Below are 17,139 nucleotides of genomic sequence, written 5' to 3'. Positions count from 1 at the left end.
ATATTTCAGATCATGACTATTGAAGCTTTTTTAGAAAAATTACATGCAACACCAGAATCAATCGCATTTGCAGATACTATAGCTGTTATTGAAGCCCACTATGATTTTACTCCAACCGCCTTTGAAAACGGCACACAGCACAATGCCGCTGGCGAAAATTCAGGTTCGTGTAAACTTTTGGCTTTCGCCGAAATGCACCAACTAAGTCCAGAAGCTACTTTGGCTTGTTTTGGAGCGTTTTATTTTGAAGATGTTTTGGAAGATCCAAACGGAACTAATCACCAAAACATTCGTAATTTCATAAAAACAGCTTGGGATGGAGTTGCTTTTTACGGAAGCCCCTTAGTAGCAAAATAAAACTATAATCCAATTTTAAGTCAACTGTAATGCTCTGAATATAGGGAGTTCTTCAGTTAGGATCTTGAAGAAATTTACGATAGAAAATTTCCAAACAGTATTGAAATCCAATTAAGAATAAAAACTTCTCGATACAATTTTAAATAGTAAAGCATTTGCATTACTATTCAAAATTACTCGAAGTGACGGTAAAATTCTTCACCAATAAGAAATTGCTCTTGACTTCAAAAAATTCTAATTCTAAAATACAAAATCAGTATGCGTTGGACACTAAAACCAAAACCGCCACAAGAAACTGTAACTGCATTGGCTAAAGCACTTAATGTAGAGGAATTTGTGGCCACTTTACTCGTTCAACGCGGCATTACTACTTTTGAAGAAGCCAAGGCTTTTTTTAGACCAAGTCTAGAACATTTACATGATCCATACTTGATGAAAGATATGGACAAAGCCATCGCACGCATTGAAAATGCCATCTCAGCAAACGAAAACATACTGGTTTTTGGTGATTACGATGTGGATGGAACAACAGCGGTATCACTCGTATCGTCCTACTTAAGGTCGTTTTACCCTAATGTCGCCACTTATATTCCGGATCGTTATGACGAAGGTTACGGAGTATCGTTTAAGGGGATTGACTTTGCAGAGGATAACGATTTTACACTTATTATTGCCTTAGACTGCGGTATTAAATCAATTGATCACGTGGCTTACGCCAAAAATAAAGGCATTGATTTTGTCATTTGTGACCACCATAGGCCAGGCGATACCCTACCCGATGCAGTAGCAATACTTGATCCCAAACGAGACGATTGCAGTTATCCGTATGATGAATTGTGTGGTTGCGGTATTGGATTCAAGCTCATTCAAGCACTTGGTGCAAATAGGAACCAAACCGTAACTGATTTAACGGAATATCTTGATTTGGTCGCTGCAGCTATTGCTGCAGACATTGTACCCATGACCGGAGAAAACAGAGTTTTGGCTCATTTTGGATTGCAAGTCATCAATAGTAACCCGAGACCGGGAATCAAAGCTATCATCCATCAATTAAAAAAACAAACTTTAGATATAACCGATGTGGTATTCATCATTGCTCCACGCATCAATGCTGCTGGCCGCATCAAACATGGCAATCACGCTGTTGAATTGTTAACCGAATTTGATTTTGAACAAGCGCAACAGTTTGCCTCAGAAATTGAAGCTTATAACGCAGAACGCAAAGATTTAGACAAGTACATCACCAAAGAAGCACTGCAACAAATCATTGAAAATGACGAAACGGAGCGTTTTACTACCGTTGTTTATCAAGAAGATTGGCATAAAGGAGTCATCGGAATTGTAGCTTCGCGCTTAATTGAAACTTACTACCGACCGACATTAGTTTTTACAAAAAGTGGCGACAAATATGCCGCTTCGGCACGTTCCGTAAAAGGATTTGATGTGTATAATGCTCTTGAATCTTGTGCCGAACATTTAGAACAATTTGGTGGCCACATGTATGCTGCCGGCATGACTTTAAAAGAAGAAAACTACGAGTTGTTTAAAAATGCGTTTGAAAATGAGGTCAAGCAAACCATTCCGCCCGAATTATTGATTCCTGAAATTACCATCGATTCCGAAATTGATTTTAACGACATTACTCCCAAACTGATTCGGATTTTAAAACAATTTGAACCTTTCGGGCCACAAAATATGACTCCCGTATTTTTAACCAAAAACGTAAAAGATACTGGATATGGCAAGCCGATGGGTAAAGAGGACGAACATATTCGCCTTTTTGTGAAACAAAATCATTCAGCTGGCGTTGCGGCAATAGGATTTAATCTTGGTGCTAAATTAGAAATTACCTCACATCAAAAAACCTTTCAGGCTGTTTATTGCATTGACGAAAACGAATGGAACGGCTCCGTTACAACCCAATTGAGATTAAAAGATATTAAAGCATAACACTATGACTACTACCAAAACTGATCCTTACGCAGCGCTCCGTTACAAAGAATTTACTATTTTTTTATTGTTGCGTTTTGCCATGGTATTTGGTTGGTCAATGCAATTTATCATCATAGAATGGGAAGTGTATAGTTTGACTAAAAATCCGCTATCATTAGGAATTATTGGTTTAATGGAAGTAATTCCCGCTATAACGATGGCGCTATTTGCTGGACATATTGTAGACCAAAAGGAAAAAAAAGGGCTACTTGTAAAATGCATTTTAGGTTTTGCAGCTATTAGTTTAGGCCTATTCTTATGTACTTTACCCTCAATTACAAAAGACATATCCAAGTCGACCTTGTTGTATTTCATTTACTTTTTGGTGTTTTTGGGCGGTGCAGTTCGTGCCTTTTTAGGTCCAACGATTTTCTCGCTTTTGGCTCTTATCGTTCCCAAAAAAATATATCCTAATGCAGCAACTTGGAGTAGCTCTGTTTGGCAAATAAGTTCTGTACTCGGGCCTGCTGTAGCTGGTTTTTCAATTAATTGGTTTGGAGTACCGAGTTCGATGGCAGTGGTACTCTTTTGCTCCATACTTGCTTTGCTTGCGTTAACTCAAATAGAAAAAAAGCCTATTTTAAATCCGAAAATTGGAGAGCCTATCATGGATAGCTTAAAAGAAGGCGTGCGATTTGTATTTACCAACAAAACCATTTTGGGTGCTTTATCATTGGACATGATTGCTGTTTTGTTTGGAGGTGCCGTAGCGCTGTTACCTGTTTTTGCACAAGATATTTTGAAAGTGGGCCCACAAGGTTTTGGTGTGTTGCGCGCCGCACCGGCAGTTGGCGCCTTTTTAATGCTGATTCTTTCCGCTTACATTCCGTTTACAAAAAATGCAGGAATCAAATTATTACTCGCCGTATTTGCCTTTGGACTGTGTATGATAGTTTTTGGACTATCCTCTGTTTTTTGGATTTCGGTTGTTGCTTTATTTTTAAGCGGTCTTTTTGATGGAATTTCAGTTGTGATTAGACAAACCATTTTACAACTAAAAACACCCGATTCGATGCGAGGCCGCGTGGCAGCAGTAAATTCAATTTTTGTAGGATCCTCAAACGAATTAGGCGCTTTTGAAAGTGGATTAACCGCAAAACTTATGGGTACTGTAAATGCAGTCGTCTTTGGTGGTGTAATGACTTTGGTTACAGTATTTTTTACAGGAGCGGTATCACCTACTTTCAGAAAATTAGATCTGCAAAAAGATGTCGAAGACCATGAAAAAAGCGAGGCATAAGTCTTCTTGACCAAGCTCTTTCTTGGTAAGGTAATTTTAAGTCTTTTTTACAATTTATTATTTAGAATTATTTTAAATAATAATTATCTTTGTAAAAAAGAGTAGCTCATGCACGACATCAAGACCATTTATCAGAACCATTTAGGAACCGCATTTTATTGGAAAAAAGGAGATCAACTTCTTTCAGATCGCGTACAAGTCATTTTTAAAGACATGGGTTTTTACTATACTACGCAAGAATTACAATTGTTTGCCAATTGTATTCAAGATAGTTTTGAAAACAATAAAACGTGTGCAAGTTGCGAGTTCCAGCAACAATGCCATCGTTTTTTATTAAAAACGCCAAATTCTCAAATAGATTTAGCAGTGACTATGACCGAACTTTCAGCGGTGAAAGACTTGGTAATGGGAACTTTGTTTACTATTGATTTAGAAAAATATTTATACGGAGAAGGAATGAACTAGAGAATAGGTTTGTTTGACAAAAATGCAAAGCACAAAAGACATTTTTTTCTCTAAATTTTCTATCATTCAATTTTATTAGTCCGTTTTTCATTTTGTATTCTAAAATAAGAAATTGCAAAAAATACAGTTGCAACTATCATTTTGGTGTACGATTTTTTATTAATTTCAAAAGAGAATCCATCTAAATCGAAAGATAATAATCCTACAGTGAACAAAACAATTCCTGAAAAAATAAAAAACTTGGTTACTTTACTTTCGGTTTTCATCATTTAAATTTTTTTAAATAACTTCTAATTTTTCTTACTTCAAATATACAGAAAAATAATAACCAAAAGCCTCTAAAGTTATTTGTCTGTTTACAAACAAATACATCGAAGCACAATCTTGAAAATCATCAAAATTATTTAGTACTTTTTGATCTCAAAATTCTCGCCATCAAAAACACCGTAGGTAAAATACACAATCCAATCGCCAAGGTTTACGTATTCGGCATTATCGCCGACAGAGACTTTCATAGGTAAATGACGGTGGCCAAAAACAAGGTAATTGTAATGTTTGGTTTGCAATTTTTTCTTAGAGTAAAGAATCAGCCATTCCTTGTCTTCGCCAAGAAATTTTACATCTTCATCGCCTGAAATCAATTTGTTTTTTACAGAAAGGTACTGCGCTAACTTCACCCCAATATCCGGATGTAACCATCTAAAAAGCCATTTGAAAAACGGATTGGTAAAAATCTTTTTCATGCGTTTGTATCCTAAATCGCCAGGGCCTTTGCCATCGCCATGTCCGATTAAAAAGGTTTTATTACCAAAAGTATACTCTTGATTGTCATGAAAAACGGGGATATTCAATTCTTTTTGAAAATAATCGGCCATCCATAAATCATGGTTGCCCACAAAAAAATAAATAGGAATTCCACTGTCGCGAATTTCGGCTAACTTACCCAAAACACGAACAAAACCTTTAGGAACAACCGTTTTATATTCGAACCAAAAGTCAAATAAATCACCTAACAAAAAAATCGCTTCGGCATCCTTTTTTACTTCGTCTAGCCAAGCCACAAACTTTTGTTCTCGAGGAAAACTTAACTCCGGCGTTGGCGCACCAAAATGCTGATCAGAGGCAAAATAAATCTTTTTGTTAGGAGGTACAGTCATGAAAACGGCCTAAATATTAAATATTGTCGCTAGCAAACCACTCTGCAAAAGACGATTCTGTTTCTTGTAATTTCAATGAGAAAAGTGCAATTCCATCTGGGAGTCTGTTGCTGATGCGTTTTGCAAAATCAATTACCATATTCTCACTCGTAGGTTGGTAATCCACTAAAATTACGTGATGACCACGATTGATAAGCTCATTGGCCAAATCAATATGTGGTGTAGTACCGTTAAAAACTGTGGCGTGATCAAACTGATCAACGATTTCTTCTTTTACAATTTTCTTTAAATCCGTGAAGTCAATTACCATTCCGAATTTTACATTAGAACGATCCGTGATTGGCGTTCCTATTACGGTTACTGACAATTTATAACTGTGTCCGTGTACGTTTTTGCATTTGCCATCGTAACCATACAAGGCATGCCCGGTCTCGAAACTAAATTGTTTTGTAATTCTGATATTGCTCATTAGACTTGAATTTTGATGCAAATTTAGGAAATAGAAGCGAGAAATAAGCTGTAAATATTAGGCAATGGCTTTTCGGCGGAGTTTGAAAAGTGTAACCTCTTATTACAATGATACGAATATTAAAAAAATTTAGCTTCAGAATGGATAAACCCATAGCCCTGATGGAAACGACATCTCCCAATTTAGAAAAACAAGGCTTTTTTGCCGCAGTTTTTATAAATCGGGAATATAGTGTACAGCAGGAAAAAGCTCCTAAAAAAAATACCTCAACTATTTTTTGAACTGTGCTAAAGCATTTTTAGTAAACTCAGACAAAACCAACGTTCCCGATATGCTGGCGCGCTCTAATAAAAGTGTATCCCAATTTTCGGTTCCTTCCCAAAGCACTTTTTTCATTTCAAATAATGCCTCCGGATTGTAACTCGCTAATTTGGTGCTAAACGAAGCAATGGCAGCGTCAAGTTCTTGTTGCGTGGCATAGGTCGCGGCGTACAAACCTTTGGCAACAGCCCAATCAGCCGACTTCCATTCGTGAGCAGCAAGTGTCATTTCGGACATGGCAGTTTTACCAATTTTACGGGAAACGGCAGGCTCGATAACAAACGGACCTATTCCAATTGCTAATTCAGAGAGTTTTATAGCAGCCGAAGTAGACGCTAAAACATAATCACAAGCTGCGGCAATACCTACTCCACCGCCCACTGCTTTACCATGTACGCGACCAATAATCAACTTTGAGCAGGAACGCATGGCATTGATAAGATGGGCAAAACCAGAGAAAAAATGAGCTCCTTCTGCTTCATTGGATACCGCCAAGAGTTCATCAAATGAGGCACCTGCACAAAAAGCGCCTTCGCCCTCGCTTTGAATTACAATTAAAGATACCTCTGGATTGTTACTCATTGCTTTTAAAGCTGCGGTTAACTGATCTAGTAAAACTCTTGGGAACGAATTACTTGCAGGATGGCCAAATGTAAGTGTTGCAACTGCTGCGTTGATAGTTGTAGTAAGCGAACCTGTAGACGGTATTGATGACATAGGGATTTTTTAGGGTAAAGTTAAAAAAACTACCGCATGATTTCAATTTTTGAGAAAAAGGAATGGATTTGTTTTTTGGAAATTTGTTTTTTGGATAATTAAAATCATATATTTGCGACAAGATTGGGGGATTAGCTCATTTGGCTAGAGCGCTTGCCTGGCAGGCAAGAGGTGACCGGTTCGAATCCGGTATTCTCCACAATTACAATTAAGCCTTACAGAAATGTGAGGCTTTTTTAATTTAAGGCCTATGTTTTATACTTATATTATTTTTTCGAAGACTTTGGATAAATATTACACTGGATCCTGTGAAAATATTCAAAATAGACTTAATGATCATTTAAACAGTAGAAGTGCTTATACAAAAGTGGCTAAAGATTGGATATTAGTTTATTTTGAAATTTTTGATTCTCGTTCATTAGCTGTAAAAAGAGAGATGGAAATCAAAAAGAAAAAAATATATTGAGTTTTTAATTGCAAATAAACCGTTTTGCTACTAGGCGATGTAGCAAGGTTGAAATTCACTATTTTTGAGGATTTTCCTAATTTCTCTAGGTACAAAATCACTTTTATTTTAAACTTTTACCGCCAAAGCCTTTAATAAGTGTTGCAGATAGTTGAAGTCTTTTCATATACACTTGGCAACTACCTGACTGTTAGATGCTTAAAAAAAATAAAAAACATACTTACAAAAAAGATTGCAAATATTAAAATTTAACAGTACTTTTGTGGGAAATTTTTATACATAAAAAATAGGCTATATCTGAAACAAAACAGTAGCCTAGCTTTTTATTGCTCTTTTAAAATATTGTTCAACTAAAATTTAAAATTATGAAAAATCAAATTCATTCAAACAACCAAAATGGCTATGGTGAAAAAGCCTATAATCATGTAAGAAAGAAAGGAGGTGTATTATGCGTAGAAAATTCCCAAAATGGGGTAAAACTTTACTATCAAAGGTGGTACTAAAAATAGTAAGTTTTATTCTAGACAACTACAACGACTTTTTCTAAGTTCAAGAAGCCTGACGACTATTAGTCGTTAGGTTTTCTTTTTTGTCTTTAAAAGCATCATTAATTGTAACAAAAAAATTCTCTTTAAAAAACAACACTGCAAATATACGACTAAATTATAAATATCATAACACATTTTTAATTTAACACATTTTTAACATTATTAAAAATCACAAAATTTCAAAAAACTTAATTCAACAATATACAAATATGAACCTGATAATACAATGTCCTCAATGTGGCTTTAACTCTTATAAAGCCTTAAATATAAAAACTAATAAAGAGGTGACTATGACAATCTCTAAATGTGAAAGTGGAGGTTGCTCTATTCAAATCCCTGAAGATAACATATGGGAAGAACACGGACACTTTAATGATATACTTTTGTACTCCGAAAAAAGGTATAGGATTTTAGAAATGATAGAAACTGATTGCTTTAAAGACTAGTTTTCTTAAACTTAACTAGTTTAACTTTAAGGTGAGCCAGGTCACTTTCTTTTAATCTTTATTTTAGTGACTTCATCACTTCTACTACTTGAGCATATTCTGCAACAGATATTTGATTTGCATTTTTTCCATCAAAAACTACAACAGAAGTATGCTCAAGTTTATCGATTTCTGCTGGTATTCTAAATAAAATTTCAATTTCTCCTAATTTTAGGTCGCTCTTACTTTTCAACGCTTTCTGCTTCTTAGAAATTACATACAACATTTGAATAGAGCGTCCCGAAAGCATTCGGGAAGGTGACCGGTTCGAATCCGGTATTCTCCACAATTACAATAAAGCACTTATAGTAAAATCTGTAAGTACTTTTTTTATGCATATTGCACACCAATTGCACACAACTATCAACAAAGCATAAAAACCGCAGCAACTTAATGTTATTACGGTTTTTTTATGTCTGTATTTAATTTCAAATATTTATTTACCATAATCGATCTTGCCAACAGAGCGCATGATTCTTACGATTTTAGTTTTGCGATTGTTAATGTACGACGACGAACTTATTGCTGAATACTTTCGTGGATTAGGCAAAATTGCAGCTATTCCGGCGGCTTGTTTCGGGGTCAAGCTTGAGGCGCCTTTGCGGTACCAATGTTCGGCGGCAGCTTGAGCGCCATACACTCCATTACCCATTTCGATGCTATTTAAGTACACTTCCATGATGCGTTCTTTGCCCCAAATAAGCTCAATTAAAACAGTAAAATAAGCTTCGAGACCTTTGCGCAAATAGCTACGCCCCTGCCATAAAAAAACGTTTTTGGCCGTTTGTTGCGAAATTGTACTTCCACCTTTAATTCTTCGGCCACGTTCATTGCTTTTATAGGCTTTTTGCATGGCTACAAAATCAAAACCATTGTGTTTTAAAAAAGTACCATCTTCGCTGGCAATCACCGCTTTTTGCAAATTCATTGACAAATTTTCAATAGGTTCCCAGTCATGACTAAAATACACTTCTTTGTCTGAAAACTTATTTTCGATAGCACGAATAACCATTAACGGCGTAAAATAAACCGGAACAAATTTGTACAACACAACAAAGAAAATAGATATCCCAAAAAACCAAAGCAAAGCCTTCACCAAAAAATTTCTGAGTTTTGATTGCCAAATACTCGTTTGCTTCTTGCTAGTTTGTCTTGATTTTTTTGGTGCTATTTTGGTTCCCATTATACTAAATCTGCTAATTCTGTTCCTATTAAACTGCCTATTGCTACTCCCATTCCGCCCAAACGCAAGCCACAATACACATGATTTGATAATCGCGACACAATTGGTTTTTTGCTATTTCCCATTCCCATAATACCGCTCCAACGATGAGCAATTTCAAAGTCATACTGCGGCAAAATTACTTCTTTTAGCAATTGTTCCAATTTTTTTTGTACAATTTCTGTTTGCCCTAGTTGCGTAGTGTTTTCGGTTTCAAAATCTAAGTTTCTACCGCCGCCTAACAATATTCTATTACCAATGTTTCGGAAATAATAGTATCCTTTATCCAAATGAAAAGTCCCTTTAATATCTAAATTAGGAATAGGTTGCGTAATTAACACTTGAGCACGTGCAGGCTTTACGGCTCCTTGAGTTAGCGAATTGGCAAAACCATTGGTAGCAAATAAAAGTTTTTGAGTGACAAAACTAAAATCGCCCAGCGCTACTTCTACTCCACTTCCTAATTCTGTATAGGCCGTAACTGTTTGTTGGTTTAGAATCAGAATATCATTTGCAATAGCTTTTTTTAGTAGTGCTTGCATCATGTTACCCGTATCTATTTGTGCTTCGAACGGATTATACACCACATAATCTTGCACGCCTTGAAACCCCAAACGATCCACTTGTTTCGCAAAAACATCTGCCTTGAAGAGCGGTCTTAAAATTTCGTTTATAAAAGGCAACTTCGAAATACATTCTTGATAGGTACTTTCATCATCTTGCAAAAACAATTCATAACCTCCAAAAGGCTTAAAGTCGATTGCGGCATCTCCCAAATTTTTACGAAGAAGCTGTAAGCCTTGCCAACGTTTTTGAATGAGTTGAATCACCTCTTCTTCGCTGTGCGAATTCAAATCATCGATAATCTCCGAAATGCTTCCAAAGCAAGCAAAACCGGCATTTTTGGTACTAGCGCCTTGTGGCAACATTCCTTTTTCTAAAACTAGAATTTTACTCTCTGGAAATCTTTCTCGCAAGCGCAACGCAGCATGCAAACCAACGATTCCGCTGCCTACGATGGTATAATCTACTTTTGTAAACCAATTTTTCAATTCCCAATAACTCAAATCCATTTTCGAAATTTTTTATAAAAATAATACTTTTTTGAGGCTAATTACAGGAAAGAGATTAATCTTTAACTGGAGCTTTTCTGCAAAAAAGTAACACATTGAACACCAATTTATTCAGCCTTGACTGTATGAATACCCACTAGAAACAGCTGATTAAGCATCTTCAATCGAAAAAAAATGGCTAATTTTAGCATCCAAAAATAATTGTTCAAATGAAAAAAATATTGCTTCTCCCTTTATTAATGTTGAGTTTAAATACTATGGCACAAAATGTAATGACACCTGAATTGCTCTGGAAATTGGGCCGCGTAACTCCATTAGGTTTATCCAAAGATGGTAAAAACATAGTTTATCAAGTGAGCACTCCTGATGTGGCTGCAAACAAATCAGTTAGCAAGCGATTCGCAATTTCGGTAGGTGGTGGCGTTGCTGTGGAATTAGAGTCGACAACAGCGATTTTACCCAACAAAAACATTTCGCCAAACGGCCAATACATCGTTTATGATGAAGCCGTTAAGATTGAAAATGTTCACGGTAAAGATTTTTATCCCGCTTTACAAAATTCTGACGTACAAATTTATAATGGCTTGAATTACCGTCATTGGGACAGTTGGAATGAAGGCAGCTACAACCATGTTTTTTACAAAGAAAACAAAGAGGGCGCAACGGGAATTGATATCATGAAAGGCGAAAATTTTGATAGCCCTCAAAAACCTTTTGGTGGCGATGAAGATTATATTTGGTCACCAGATAGCAAACGCATTGTGTACGTTAGCAAGAAAAAAGCAGGTACTAATTACGCTATTTCAACCGATACTAACTTGTTTGAATACAATTTAGAAACAGGAATAACCACCAATTTAACTGCCGAAAATAAAGGTTATGATACCGCACCACAATTTTCACCAAAAGGACATTTGACCTATTTACAAATGAAACGCGATGGTTACGAAGCGGATAAAAATGACATTATAGTTGTTTTTAATGGTACCAAAATGAACTTAACTGCCAATTGGGACGGCAGCGTAGATAGTTTTATGTGGAGTCCGGATGGCAGCAAAGTATATTTTACAGCTGCAGTTGACGGAACCAAACAACTTTTCGAAGTCAACTTTCCGGGCGTTACAAGGATTGCCATCACAGTACGTCAAATTACTAGCGGCGCTTTTGATGTAAATGATTTGGTAGGAGTAGTTGGAGAGACAATTGTAGTTTCAAGAACGGATATGAATCATGCAGCAGAACTCTTCTCATATCATTTCAAGAAAAAAACTTGGCAGCAACTTACAGAAGTTAACAGTGCTACATACAAATCATTACAATTAAGTACTGTCGAAAAAAGATATGTGACCACAACAGATGGCAAAAAAATGCTTGTTTGGGTTGTATTGCCACCTAATTTTGATGCCTCAAAAAAATACCCAACCTTATTGTATTGCCAAGGTGGACCACAATCTGCCTTGACACAATTTTATTCCTACCGATGGAATTTGCAATTAATGGCTGCAAACGGCTACATTGTTGTAGCACCAAACCGTCGCGGAATGCAAGGTCATGGCGTGGAGTGGAATGAAAAAATTAGTACCGATTGGGGCGGTCAAGTAATGGATGATTACCTAGCAGCAATTGATGATGTGGCCAAAGAAAGTTATGTAGACAAAACTCGTTTGGGTTGCGTGGGTGCTAGTTATGGCGGTTATTCGGCTTTTTACTTGGCGGGAATTCACAACAACCGTTTCAAAACTTTTATTGCTCACGATGGTATTTTTAATACTCAAAGTATGTACGGCACTACTGAGGAAGTATTTTTTACAAATTGGGATTTTGGAGGACCGTATTGGGATAAAAATAATGCTGTAGCGCAAAAAGCATACACAACTTTTAATCCTATCAATTTTGTTGACAAATGGAATACCCCTATTTTGATTATTCAAGGTGGTAAAGATTTTAGAGTGCCAACTGGCCAAGGTCAAGAAGCGTTTCAAGCTGTGCAACTGCGAGGTATTAAAAGTAGATTTTTGTATTTTCCCGAAGAAAACCATTGGGTACTAAAACCGCAAAATGCACAAGTTTGGCAGTACGAATTTTTTAAATGGCTGAAAGAAACTTTATAAATCAGATGACTATAACCTCACTTTTAGTGGGGTTATTTTTTATGAACAACTCACTATTTGGAATATCTTAACTTAAAAGTGGGTACTAATTTTTAACTTTGAAGAATGGATTTTAAATTAAACTACATCCCTGTTAAAGTGCTCTTGGGCTATCTCCTTTTAATACTATTATTTGGTAGCGTAGCTTGGTTTTTGTACAAAGAAAACAAGCGTTTTTCAACAACAGATAATAATCCTTCGTCAAATAACAGTGCCGTTTTACAAGTTAGTAATGTACTTGCTGATTTATACAAAACAGAAAGTATGGGTCGTGCTGCGGTACAATCAGGCCAAAATGGCGATTACAACAACTATTTGAAACAAACCAATGCGCTAACAATCGCAATTGATTCATTAAAAAAAGCTGTAAATACACCCAAACAAATTAAATTATTAGACAGTGTTCAGGTACTACTTGGTAAAAAGACCAAAAATATCCTGAAGTTAAAAGCGATTAAAAGCAAATCAGAAGACGAACAAGCCGTTAGCACTGCTATTACCGACTTAACCAAAATGCAATCGTCATTGCGTAAGTTGCAATTAGAAGATTTTGTACAAAATCCCAATAAAATGGGAGACTACGAGCGTAATGTATTGAAAAAATATGTGGCGTATCTCAATCAAAATATTCCCGACGATAGTACAAATACATTAAGCAAGAAAGAATCCGATTCGATTGTAAGTGTATCCAAAAAACTTTTGAATCAAGTACAAACTAAAACGAGTACTAAGAAAAAACTTGTAAGTGCCGAGGAAAAAAAATTACTGCAAAATGAATTGTCAATCTCAGATCAATTGCGTCAAGTTTTGGGCAGTATTGAAAAAGAAATTATTCGCAGCACAGCAAGCAATTATTTAAAAAGAGAAGCCTCTTTACAAAAAACCAACCGAATTGTAACCAGCGCTGCTATTATTGGTTTGATCTTAACCATGGCGTTTTTAATTGCTATTTTAAATGATTTCTCTAAGTCGCAATTATACAAAAAGCAGCTTGAAGCAGCCAACCTGAAAGCCAAAAAATTACTTCGTAGTAGAGAACAACTGATTGCTACCGTGAGCCATGATTTAAAAACACCTTTGAGTACCATGATGGGCTATTCTGAATTATTGAGTAATTCTGAACTCAGCAACAAACAAATTCATTTTGCCAAAAATATTAAAGGTTCCTCAGATTATATTGCGCAATTAGTCCAAGATTTACTTGATTTTACTCAAATCGAGGCAGGAAAAATTGCCATCGAAAAAATTCCGTTTTCACTTTCTAAAAATATTCAAGAAGTAGCAGTAAGTGTTCAAGCCATTTACGCACAAAAAGATATCGAATTGAAACTCGATATTGACCCAAAATTGCAACAACCTATTTTAAGTGATCCATTTCGTTTGCGTCAAATTTTAACCAACCTGATAGGAAACGCATACAAGTTTACTGAAAAAGGAACCATCAAAATTTCGGCACAAATAGATGTAGCGCTTGAGAATATTCGCATTTCAGTTGCAGATAGCGGAATAGGAATTGCAGCAGAAAATCAGGAAATCATTTTTGAAGAATTCACACAAGCCAATGACCAAATCGAAAAAAAATACGGAGGAACAGGTCTTGGACTAACCATTTCTAAAAAAATGGCATCCATTCTCGGCGGCGATTTACAGCTGAATAGCACTCTAGGTCAGGGCAGCACATTTACAATTAAGTTGCCGCTACTATTTGCTCCGGTGTCAACTGAAAACCCTGAAGACAAAATAGAAATTTCAGGTGAAAAGAAAATAGGTGTTTTAATAGACGATGACCGCAATTTATTACAACTAACAACCGAGGTTTTAAGAAACAACAACTATATCGTTCATCCTTTTCAAGATGCTAATGAAGCCCTACAGTGGATGAAGCAGTACGCTTTTGACTTTATAATTACCGACATACAAATGCCCGTTATAGATGGATTTGAACTACTACGAAGTGTTCAAAAAAGTACCGAATATAATTCCAAAAAACAACCTATTATTGCCGTAACAGGACGCAATGACCTTGATAAAAACTACTATCTTGATGCTGGTTTTAGTACTGTAATTTACAAGCCATACACACCTAAAATTTTGCTTAAAACCACAAGCGCTATTTTAAATCAGCGTGAAATACCAAAGGCATCGATTAAAAAAGCAAGAGAAAAAAAGGTTACAAAACTATTTTCGTTAAAAGAATTAAGAGCTTTTTTACCAGATCAGAACGATGAATTACGAGAAATTCTAGAAAATTTCATGACTAGTTCAATAGAAAATTTAGCCCTTTTGAATAACGCGATAGAAAACAAAAATGCAGCTGAAGTGCAAAACATCGCGCATAAAATGAGTCCAATGTTCAAGCAAATAAAAGCCAACCACATCAGCACGATTTTGGATCAATTAGAAAGAGAATCCTATCATTCAATAGATGCAGTTGCATTGGCAAATGAATTGAGCATAAAAATGAACGCTCTGTTTGTTTTACTTCAAAAAGAAATTAATTGATATTGTACAACTTCAACTTATTATACAATGTTTTCCTGTTGATTTGAAGTAATTTAGCCGCCTCCGTCTTATTTTGATTGGTTCTAGCGAGCGCTTCAAGAATAGTTTCTTTTTCGTTTTCTGATAAGGAAAAATCAGCGCTGATCGCAGCATCCTCTTGAAAAAACTCTACAGGCAAAGCTTCTTTTTGTACCAACTCTCCCTGTGTTAGCAAAGTCGCACGCTTAATACAGTTTTGCAATTCTCTTAAATTTCCCGGCCACTTGTATTTTTGAAAGATAGAAATAACTTCAGGAGAAAATCCTAAAACGTCTTTTTGTAATTCTTGATTGGCTTTTTCGAGGAAAAAATCGGCAAAAAGCATCAAATCTTCATTTCGTTCTACCAAAGATGGCGAATGAATTGAGAATTCATTAATTCTATGGTATAAATCTTCACGGAAATCTCCTTTTTTTACGGCCTCTCTTAAATCCTCGTTTGTAGCTGTAATTATGCGAATATCAACCGCAATTTCCTTGTTACTACCAACAGGTTTTATCTTGCGCTCTTGTAAGGCGCGTAACAATTGTATTTGATTTTCGTATGATAAATTCCCAATTTCGTCCAGAAAAACAGTACCGTTATTAGCCGCTTCAAAAAAACCAACCTTGTCATGAATAGCACCAGTAAATGAACCTTTTACATGTCCAAAAAATTCACTCGCAGCCAATTCTTTCGGTATTGAACCGCAGTCGACGGCAATAAAGGGAGTATCTTTTCGCGTACTATTTTGGTGAATACTTTTAGCAATAACTTCTTTACCCGTTCCGCTTTCGCCAATGATAAGCACTGACATATTAGTTGGACTCACGAGCTGAATATACTCTGCTAATTTTTGAGAAGCTTTTGAAATTCCTTTCACAAAAGTTGTTACAGGCGTACTTTGAACTTGTTTTTTAGGTTTAGCAGGAACACTAGACACCGCTGTTTCTTCAGAAGGCTCTTGGTCTAATGCATTGGCAATTACTATTAAAACCTCTTCTGGATTAAAAGGCTTTGAAATATAATCTGTAGCGCCATTTTTAATTGCTTTCACAGCAGTATTTACATCGGCATAACCGGTCATGAGCAAAACGGGCAGGTTAGGAAAATCTGATTTTATTTCAGACAAAAGCAAAAGACCGTCATAATCCGGCAATCGTAAATCAGAGATAACTAAATCAAAATCAGCAGATTTTAGGCTGTTTTTGCCTTCGGCTGCTGAGAAAGCCGTTACTACTTCAAATGATTTTTTTATCAAAAATTTCTCAAGAAGTTTGCAAAAAGGTACGTCGTCCTCGATTAATAATATTTTAGCCATTGCATTTATACTTTAGTGCTAAAATACAGTTATTTTTACTGTTAATCATCCATCCACAAAAAAAAAGAGAGATTATGTAAACACAATCTCCCTTTTTAAAAATAAAAAAACCACCCAATTATGTATCTATCTAGTCGCCATGAGCATCCGTGCGAACAGTAGCTTTCTGGTCTCTGACATTATCATTTCATTGTGATCAATATGATCTTATTTTTGAATCCATTTGCCATTTGCATCCGCAAATAAATTTCCTCTTTTGTCACCCACGGTGATTTCTAATTTATATTCTTTGTTAGCATTAACAAAGGCTTTGTCTAAAACTGCATCTGGATATGCCTTTTTCAATGCTTCTTTTACGGCAGTTGGTACTTCTTCTAATTTCACCTCAGTGTACTCTTCTTGTAAAACAACTACTTTACTAGTTGGGTTTACTTCTACTGTGTTTGCTGCTTGAGTTGCAAAACTACCTAAAACAATTGCTGCTGATAAAATGTACTTTTTCATAATAGTTATATTTAAGTTAGTGAATAACGTTTGATGTTTAGTATAATGGAAAAATTATACCAAAACTAAAAAGCAACCTATCATCTCCGTAAATTACACATTTTAAGCCATTTAAAACAAATACCGAACTAC

18 protein-coding genes and 1 tRNA gene are annotated in these 17,139 nt (G+C 35.8%); 10 read left to right on the top strand and 9 right to left on the bottom strand.

All coding sequences use genetic code 11. The features are described from left to right. Nucleotides 1–12: 12 nt before the first annotated feature. The 4 genes from G9Q29_RS02140 (at nt 13) to G9Q29_RS02125 (ending at nt 4,054) form a co-directional block, all read left to right on the top strand. Entirely contained in the window at nt 13–357 is a 345-nt protein-coding gene (locus G9Q29_RS02140; RefSeq protein ID WP_166132859.1) for a HopJ type III effector protein, read from the top strand. A gap of 258 nt (nt 358–615) precedes the next feature. Beyond that, entirely contained in the window at nt 616–2,307 is a 1,692-nt protein-coding gene (gene recJ, locus G9Q29_RS02135) for a single-stranded-DNA-specific exonuclease RecJ (RefSeq protein ID WP_166132858.1), read from the top strand. Nucleotides 2,308–2,311: 4 nt separating this feature from the next. Continuing rightward, on the top strand, nt 2,312–3,589 hold the full coding sequence (locus G9Q29_RS02130; RefSeq protein WP_166132857.1) for an MFS transporter: 1,278 nt from the start codon (nt 2,312–2,314) through the stop codon (nt 3,587–3,589). Nucleotides 3,590–3,697: 108 nt separating this feature from the next. Then, entirely contained in the window at nt 3,698–4,054 is a 357-nt protein-coding gene (locus G9Q29_RS02125; RefSeq protein ID WP_166132856.1) for a hypothetical protein, read from the top strand. Between the two features lie 62 nt (nt 4,055–4,116). Here G9Q29_RS02125 and G9Q29_RS02120 read toward each other — a convergent pair whose 3' ends face one another. The 3 genes from G9Q29_RS02120 to G9Q29_RS02110 all read right to left on the bottom strand — a co-directional run bounded on the left by G9Q29_RS02120 (nt 4,117) and on the right by G9Q29_RS02110 (nt 5,680). Continuing rightward, a complete protein-coding gene (locus tag G9Q29_RS02120) occupies nt 4,117–4,323 on the bottom strand; it encodes a hypothetical protein (RefSeq protein ID WP_166132855.1) in 207 nt (68 codons plus the stop codon). A 135-nt stretch (nt 4,324–4,458) separates the two neighbouring features. Then, nucleotides 4,459–5,211 (bottom strand): UDP-2,3-diacylglucosamine diphosphatase, encoded by a 753-nt coding sequence (locus G9Q29_RS02115; protein WP_166132854.1) that lies wholly within the window; start codon nt 5,209–5,211, stop codon nt 4,459–4,461. 16 nt (nt 5,212–5,227) lie between these two features. Further along, entirely contained in the window at nt 5,228–5,680 is a 453-nt protein-coding gene (locus G9Q29_RS02110; RefSeq protein WP_166132853.1) for a 6-pyruvoyl trahydropterin synthase family protein, read from the bottom strand. Nucleotides 5,681–5,820: 140 nt separating this feature from the next. Between G9Q29_RS02110 and G9Q29_RS02105 the strand changes: the two genes are divergently transcribed. After that, nucleotides 5,821–5,961, top strand: coding sequence for a hypothetical protein (locus G9Q29_RS02105; protein WP_166132852.1), 141 nt, complete (start codon nt 5,821–5,823; stop codon nt 5,959–5,961). Here G9Q29_RS02105 and G9Q29_RS02100 read toward each other — a convergent pair. Further along, nucleotides 5,951–6,718, bottom strand: coding sequence for an enoyl-CoA hydratase/isomerase family protein (locus tag G9Q29_RS02100; RefSeq protein ID WP_166132851.1), 768 nt, complete (start codon nt 6,716–6,718; stop codon nt 5,951–5,953). The two genes, G9Q29_RS02105 and G9Q29_RS02100, sit on opposite strands and share 11 nt — an antisense overlap. A gap of 125 nt (nt 6,719–6,843) precedes the next feature. On the opposite strand from G9Q29_RS02100, the gene G9Q29_RS02095 reads away from it, so the two are divergent. From G9Q29_RS02095 to G9Q29_RS14825, 3 genes are all read left to right on the top strand, one after another. Continuing rightward, nucleotides 6,844–6,917: transfer RNA gene (locus G9Q29_RS02095), tRNA-Ala, on the top strand. 51 nt (nt 6,918–6,968) lie between these two features. Next, nucleotides 6,969–7,184, top strand: a complete 216-nt coding sequence (locus G9Q29_RS14955) for a GIY-YIG nuclease family protein (protein ID WP_205729816.1) — start codon at nt 6,969–6,971, stop codon at nt 7,182–7,184. Between the two features lie 365 nt (nt 7,185–7,549). Then, the gene (locus tag G9Q29_RS14825; RefSeq protein ID WP_187038229.1) at nt 7,550–7,687 is read left to right on the top strand and encodes a hypothetical protein; all 138 of its coding nucleotides are present in this window, start codon (nt 7,550–7,552) and stop codon (nt 7,685–7,687) included. A gap of 549 nt (nt 7,688–8,236) precedes the next feature. On the opposite strand, the gene G9Q29_RS14820 is transcribed toward G9Q29_RS14825, so the two are convergent. From G9Q29_RS14820 to G9Q29_RS02075, 3 genes are all read right to left on the bottom strand, one after another. Then, a complete protein-coding gene (locus tag G9Q29_RS14820; RefSeq protein WP_187038228.1) occupies nt 8,237–8,506 on the bottom strand; it encodes a hypothetical protein in 270 nt (89 codons plus the stop codon). Between the two features lie 147 nt (nt 8,507–8,653). Continuing rightward, entirely contained in the window at nt 8,654–9,400 is a 747-nt protein-coding gene (gene mtgA, locus G9Q29_RS02080) for a monofunctional biosynthetic peptidoglycan transglycosylase (protein WP_166132849.1), read from the bottom strand. Beyond that, nucleotides 9,400–10,512, bottom strand: a complete 1,113-nt coding sequence (locus tag G9Q29_RS02075) for an NAD(P)/FAD-dependent oxidoreductase (RefSeq protein WP_166132848.1) — start codon at nt 10,510–10,512, stop codon at nt 9,400–9,402. The genes mtgA and G9Q29_RS02075 overlap by 1 nt, the downstream gene beginning before the upstream one ends. A 209-nt stretch (nt 10,513–10,721) precedes the next feature. Between G9Q29_RS02075 and G9Q29_RS02070 the strand changes: the two genes are divergently transcribed. Both G9Q29_RS02070 and G9Q29_RS02065 read left to right on the top strand, forming a co-directional pair. Further along, nucleotides 10,722–12,623, top strand: coding sequence for a S9 family peptidase (locus tag G9Q29_RS02070; protein ID WP_166132847.1), 1,902 nt, complete (start codon nt 10,722–10,724; stop codon nt 12,621–12,623). A gap of 105 nt (nt 12,624–12,728) precedes the next feature. Continuing rightward, nucleotides 12,729–15,164 (top strand): ATP-binding response regulator, encoded by a 2,436-nt coding sequence (locus tag G9Q29_RS02065; protein ID WP_166132846.1) that lies wholly within the window; start codon nt 12,729–12,731, stop codon nt 15,162–15,164. Here the strand turns inward: G9Q29_RS02065 and G9Q29_RS02060 are convergent. Beyond that, entirely contained in the window at nt 15,157–16,503 is a 1,347-nt protein-coding gene (locus tag G9Q29_RS02060; protein WP_166132845.1) for a sigma-54-dependent transcriptional regulator, read from the bottom strand. The genes G9Q29_RS02065 and G9Q29_RS02060 overlap by 8 nt on opposite strands. A gap of 207 nt (nt 16,504–16,710) precedes the next feature. After that, complete coding sequence (locus G9Q29_RS02055) at nt 16,711–17,007, bottom strand: hypothetical protein (RefSeq protein WP_166132844.1); 297 nt, start codon at nt 17,005–17,007, stop codon at nt 16,711–16,713. Nucleotides 17,008–17,139 lie beyond the last annotated feature (132 nt).

Origin of the sequence: Flavobacterium turcicum, assembly GCF_011365745.1 — a bacterium.
Lineage (GTDB): Bacteria > Bacteroidota > Bacteroidia > Flavobacteriales > Flavobacteriaceae > Flavobacterium > Flavobacterium turcicum.
This window is presented reverse-complemented; position numbering and strand designations above follow the sequence as displayed.

Coding starts and splice junctions, on each gene's coding strand:
- G9Q29_RS02075 (WP_166132848.1), bottom strand. CDS start 10,512: ATGGATTTGAGTTATTGGGAATTGAAAAATTGGTTTACAAAAGTAGAT.
- G9Q29_RS02125 (WP_166132856.1), top strand. CDS start 3,698: ATGCACGACATCAAGACCATTTATCAGAACCATTTAGGAACCGCATTT.
- G9Q29_RS02110 (WP_166132853.1), bottom strand. CDS start 5,680: ATGAGCAATATCAGAATTACAAAACAATTTAGTTTCGAGACCGGGCAT.
- G9Q29_RS02105 (WP_166132852.1), top strand. CDS start 5,821: ATGGATAAACCCATAGCCCTGATGGAAACGACATCTCCCAATTTAGAA.
- G9Q29_RS02100 (WP_166132851.1), bottom strand. CDS start 6,718: ATGTCATCAATACCGTCTACAGGTTCGCTTACTACAACTATCAACGCA.
- G9Q29_RS14955 (WP_205729816.1), top strand. CDS start 6,969: ATGTTTTATACTTATATTATTTTTTCGAAGACTTTGGATAAATATTAC.
- G9Q29_RS02065 (WP_166132846.1), top strand. CDS start 12,729: ATGGATTTTAAATTAAACTACATCCCTGTTAAAGTGCTCTTGGGCTAT.
- G9Q29_RS02115 (WP_166132854.1), bottom strand. CDS start 5,211: ATGACTGTACCTCCTAACAAAAAGATTTATTTTGCCTCTGATCAGCAT.
- G9Q29_RS02055 (WP_166132844.1), bottom strand. CDS start 17,007: ATGAAAAAGTACATTTTATCAGCAGCAATTGTTTTAGGTAGTTTTGCA.
- G9Q29_RS02130 (WP_166132857.1), top strand. CDS start 2,312: ATGACTACTACCAAAACTGATCCTTACGCAGCGCTCCGTTACAAAGAA.
- G9Q29_RS02060 (WP_166132845.1), bottom strand. CDS start 16,503: ATGGCTAAAATATTATTAATCGAGGACGACGTACCTTTTTGCAAACTT.
- G9Q29_RS02140 (WP_166132859.1), top strand. CDS start 13: ATGACTATTGAAGCTTTTTTAGAAAAATTACATGCAACACCAGAATCA.
- G9Q29_RS02120 (WP_166132855.1), bottom strand. CDS start 4,323: ATGATGAAAACCGAAAGTAAAGTAACCAAGTTTTTTATTTTTTCAGGA.
- G9Q29_RS14825 (WP_187038229.1), top strand. CDS start 7,550: ATGAAAAATCAAATTCATTCAAACAACCAAAATGGCTATGGTGAAAAA.
- mtgA (WP_166132849.1), bottom strand. CDS start 9,400: ATGGGAACCAAAATAGCACCAAAAAAATCAAGACAAACTAGCAAGAAG.
- G9Q29_RS02070 (WP_166132847.1), top strand. CDS start 10,722: ATGAAAAAAATATTGCTTCTCCCTTTATTAATGTTGAGTTTAAATACT.
- recJ (WP_166132858.1), top strand. CDS start 616: ATGCGTTGGACACTAAAACCAAAACCGCCACAAGAAACTGTAACTGCA.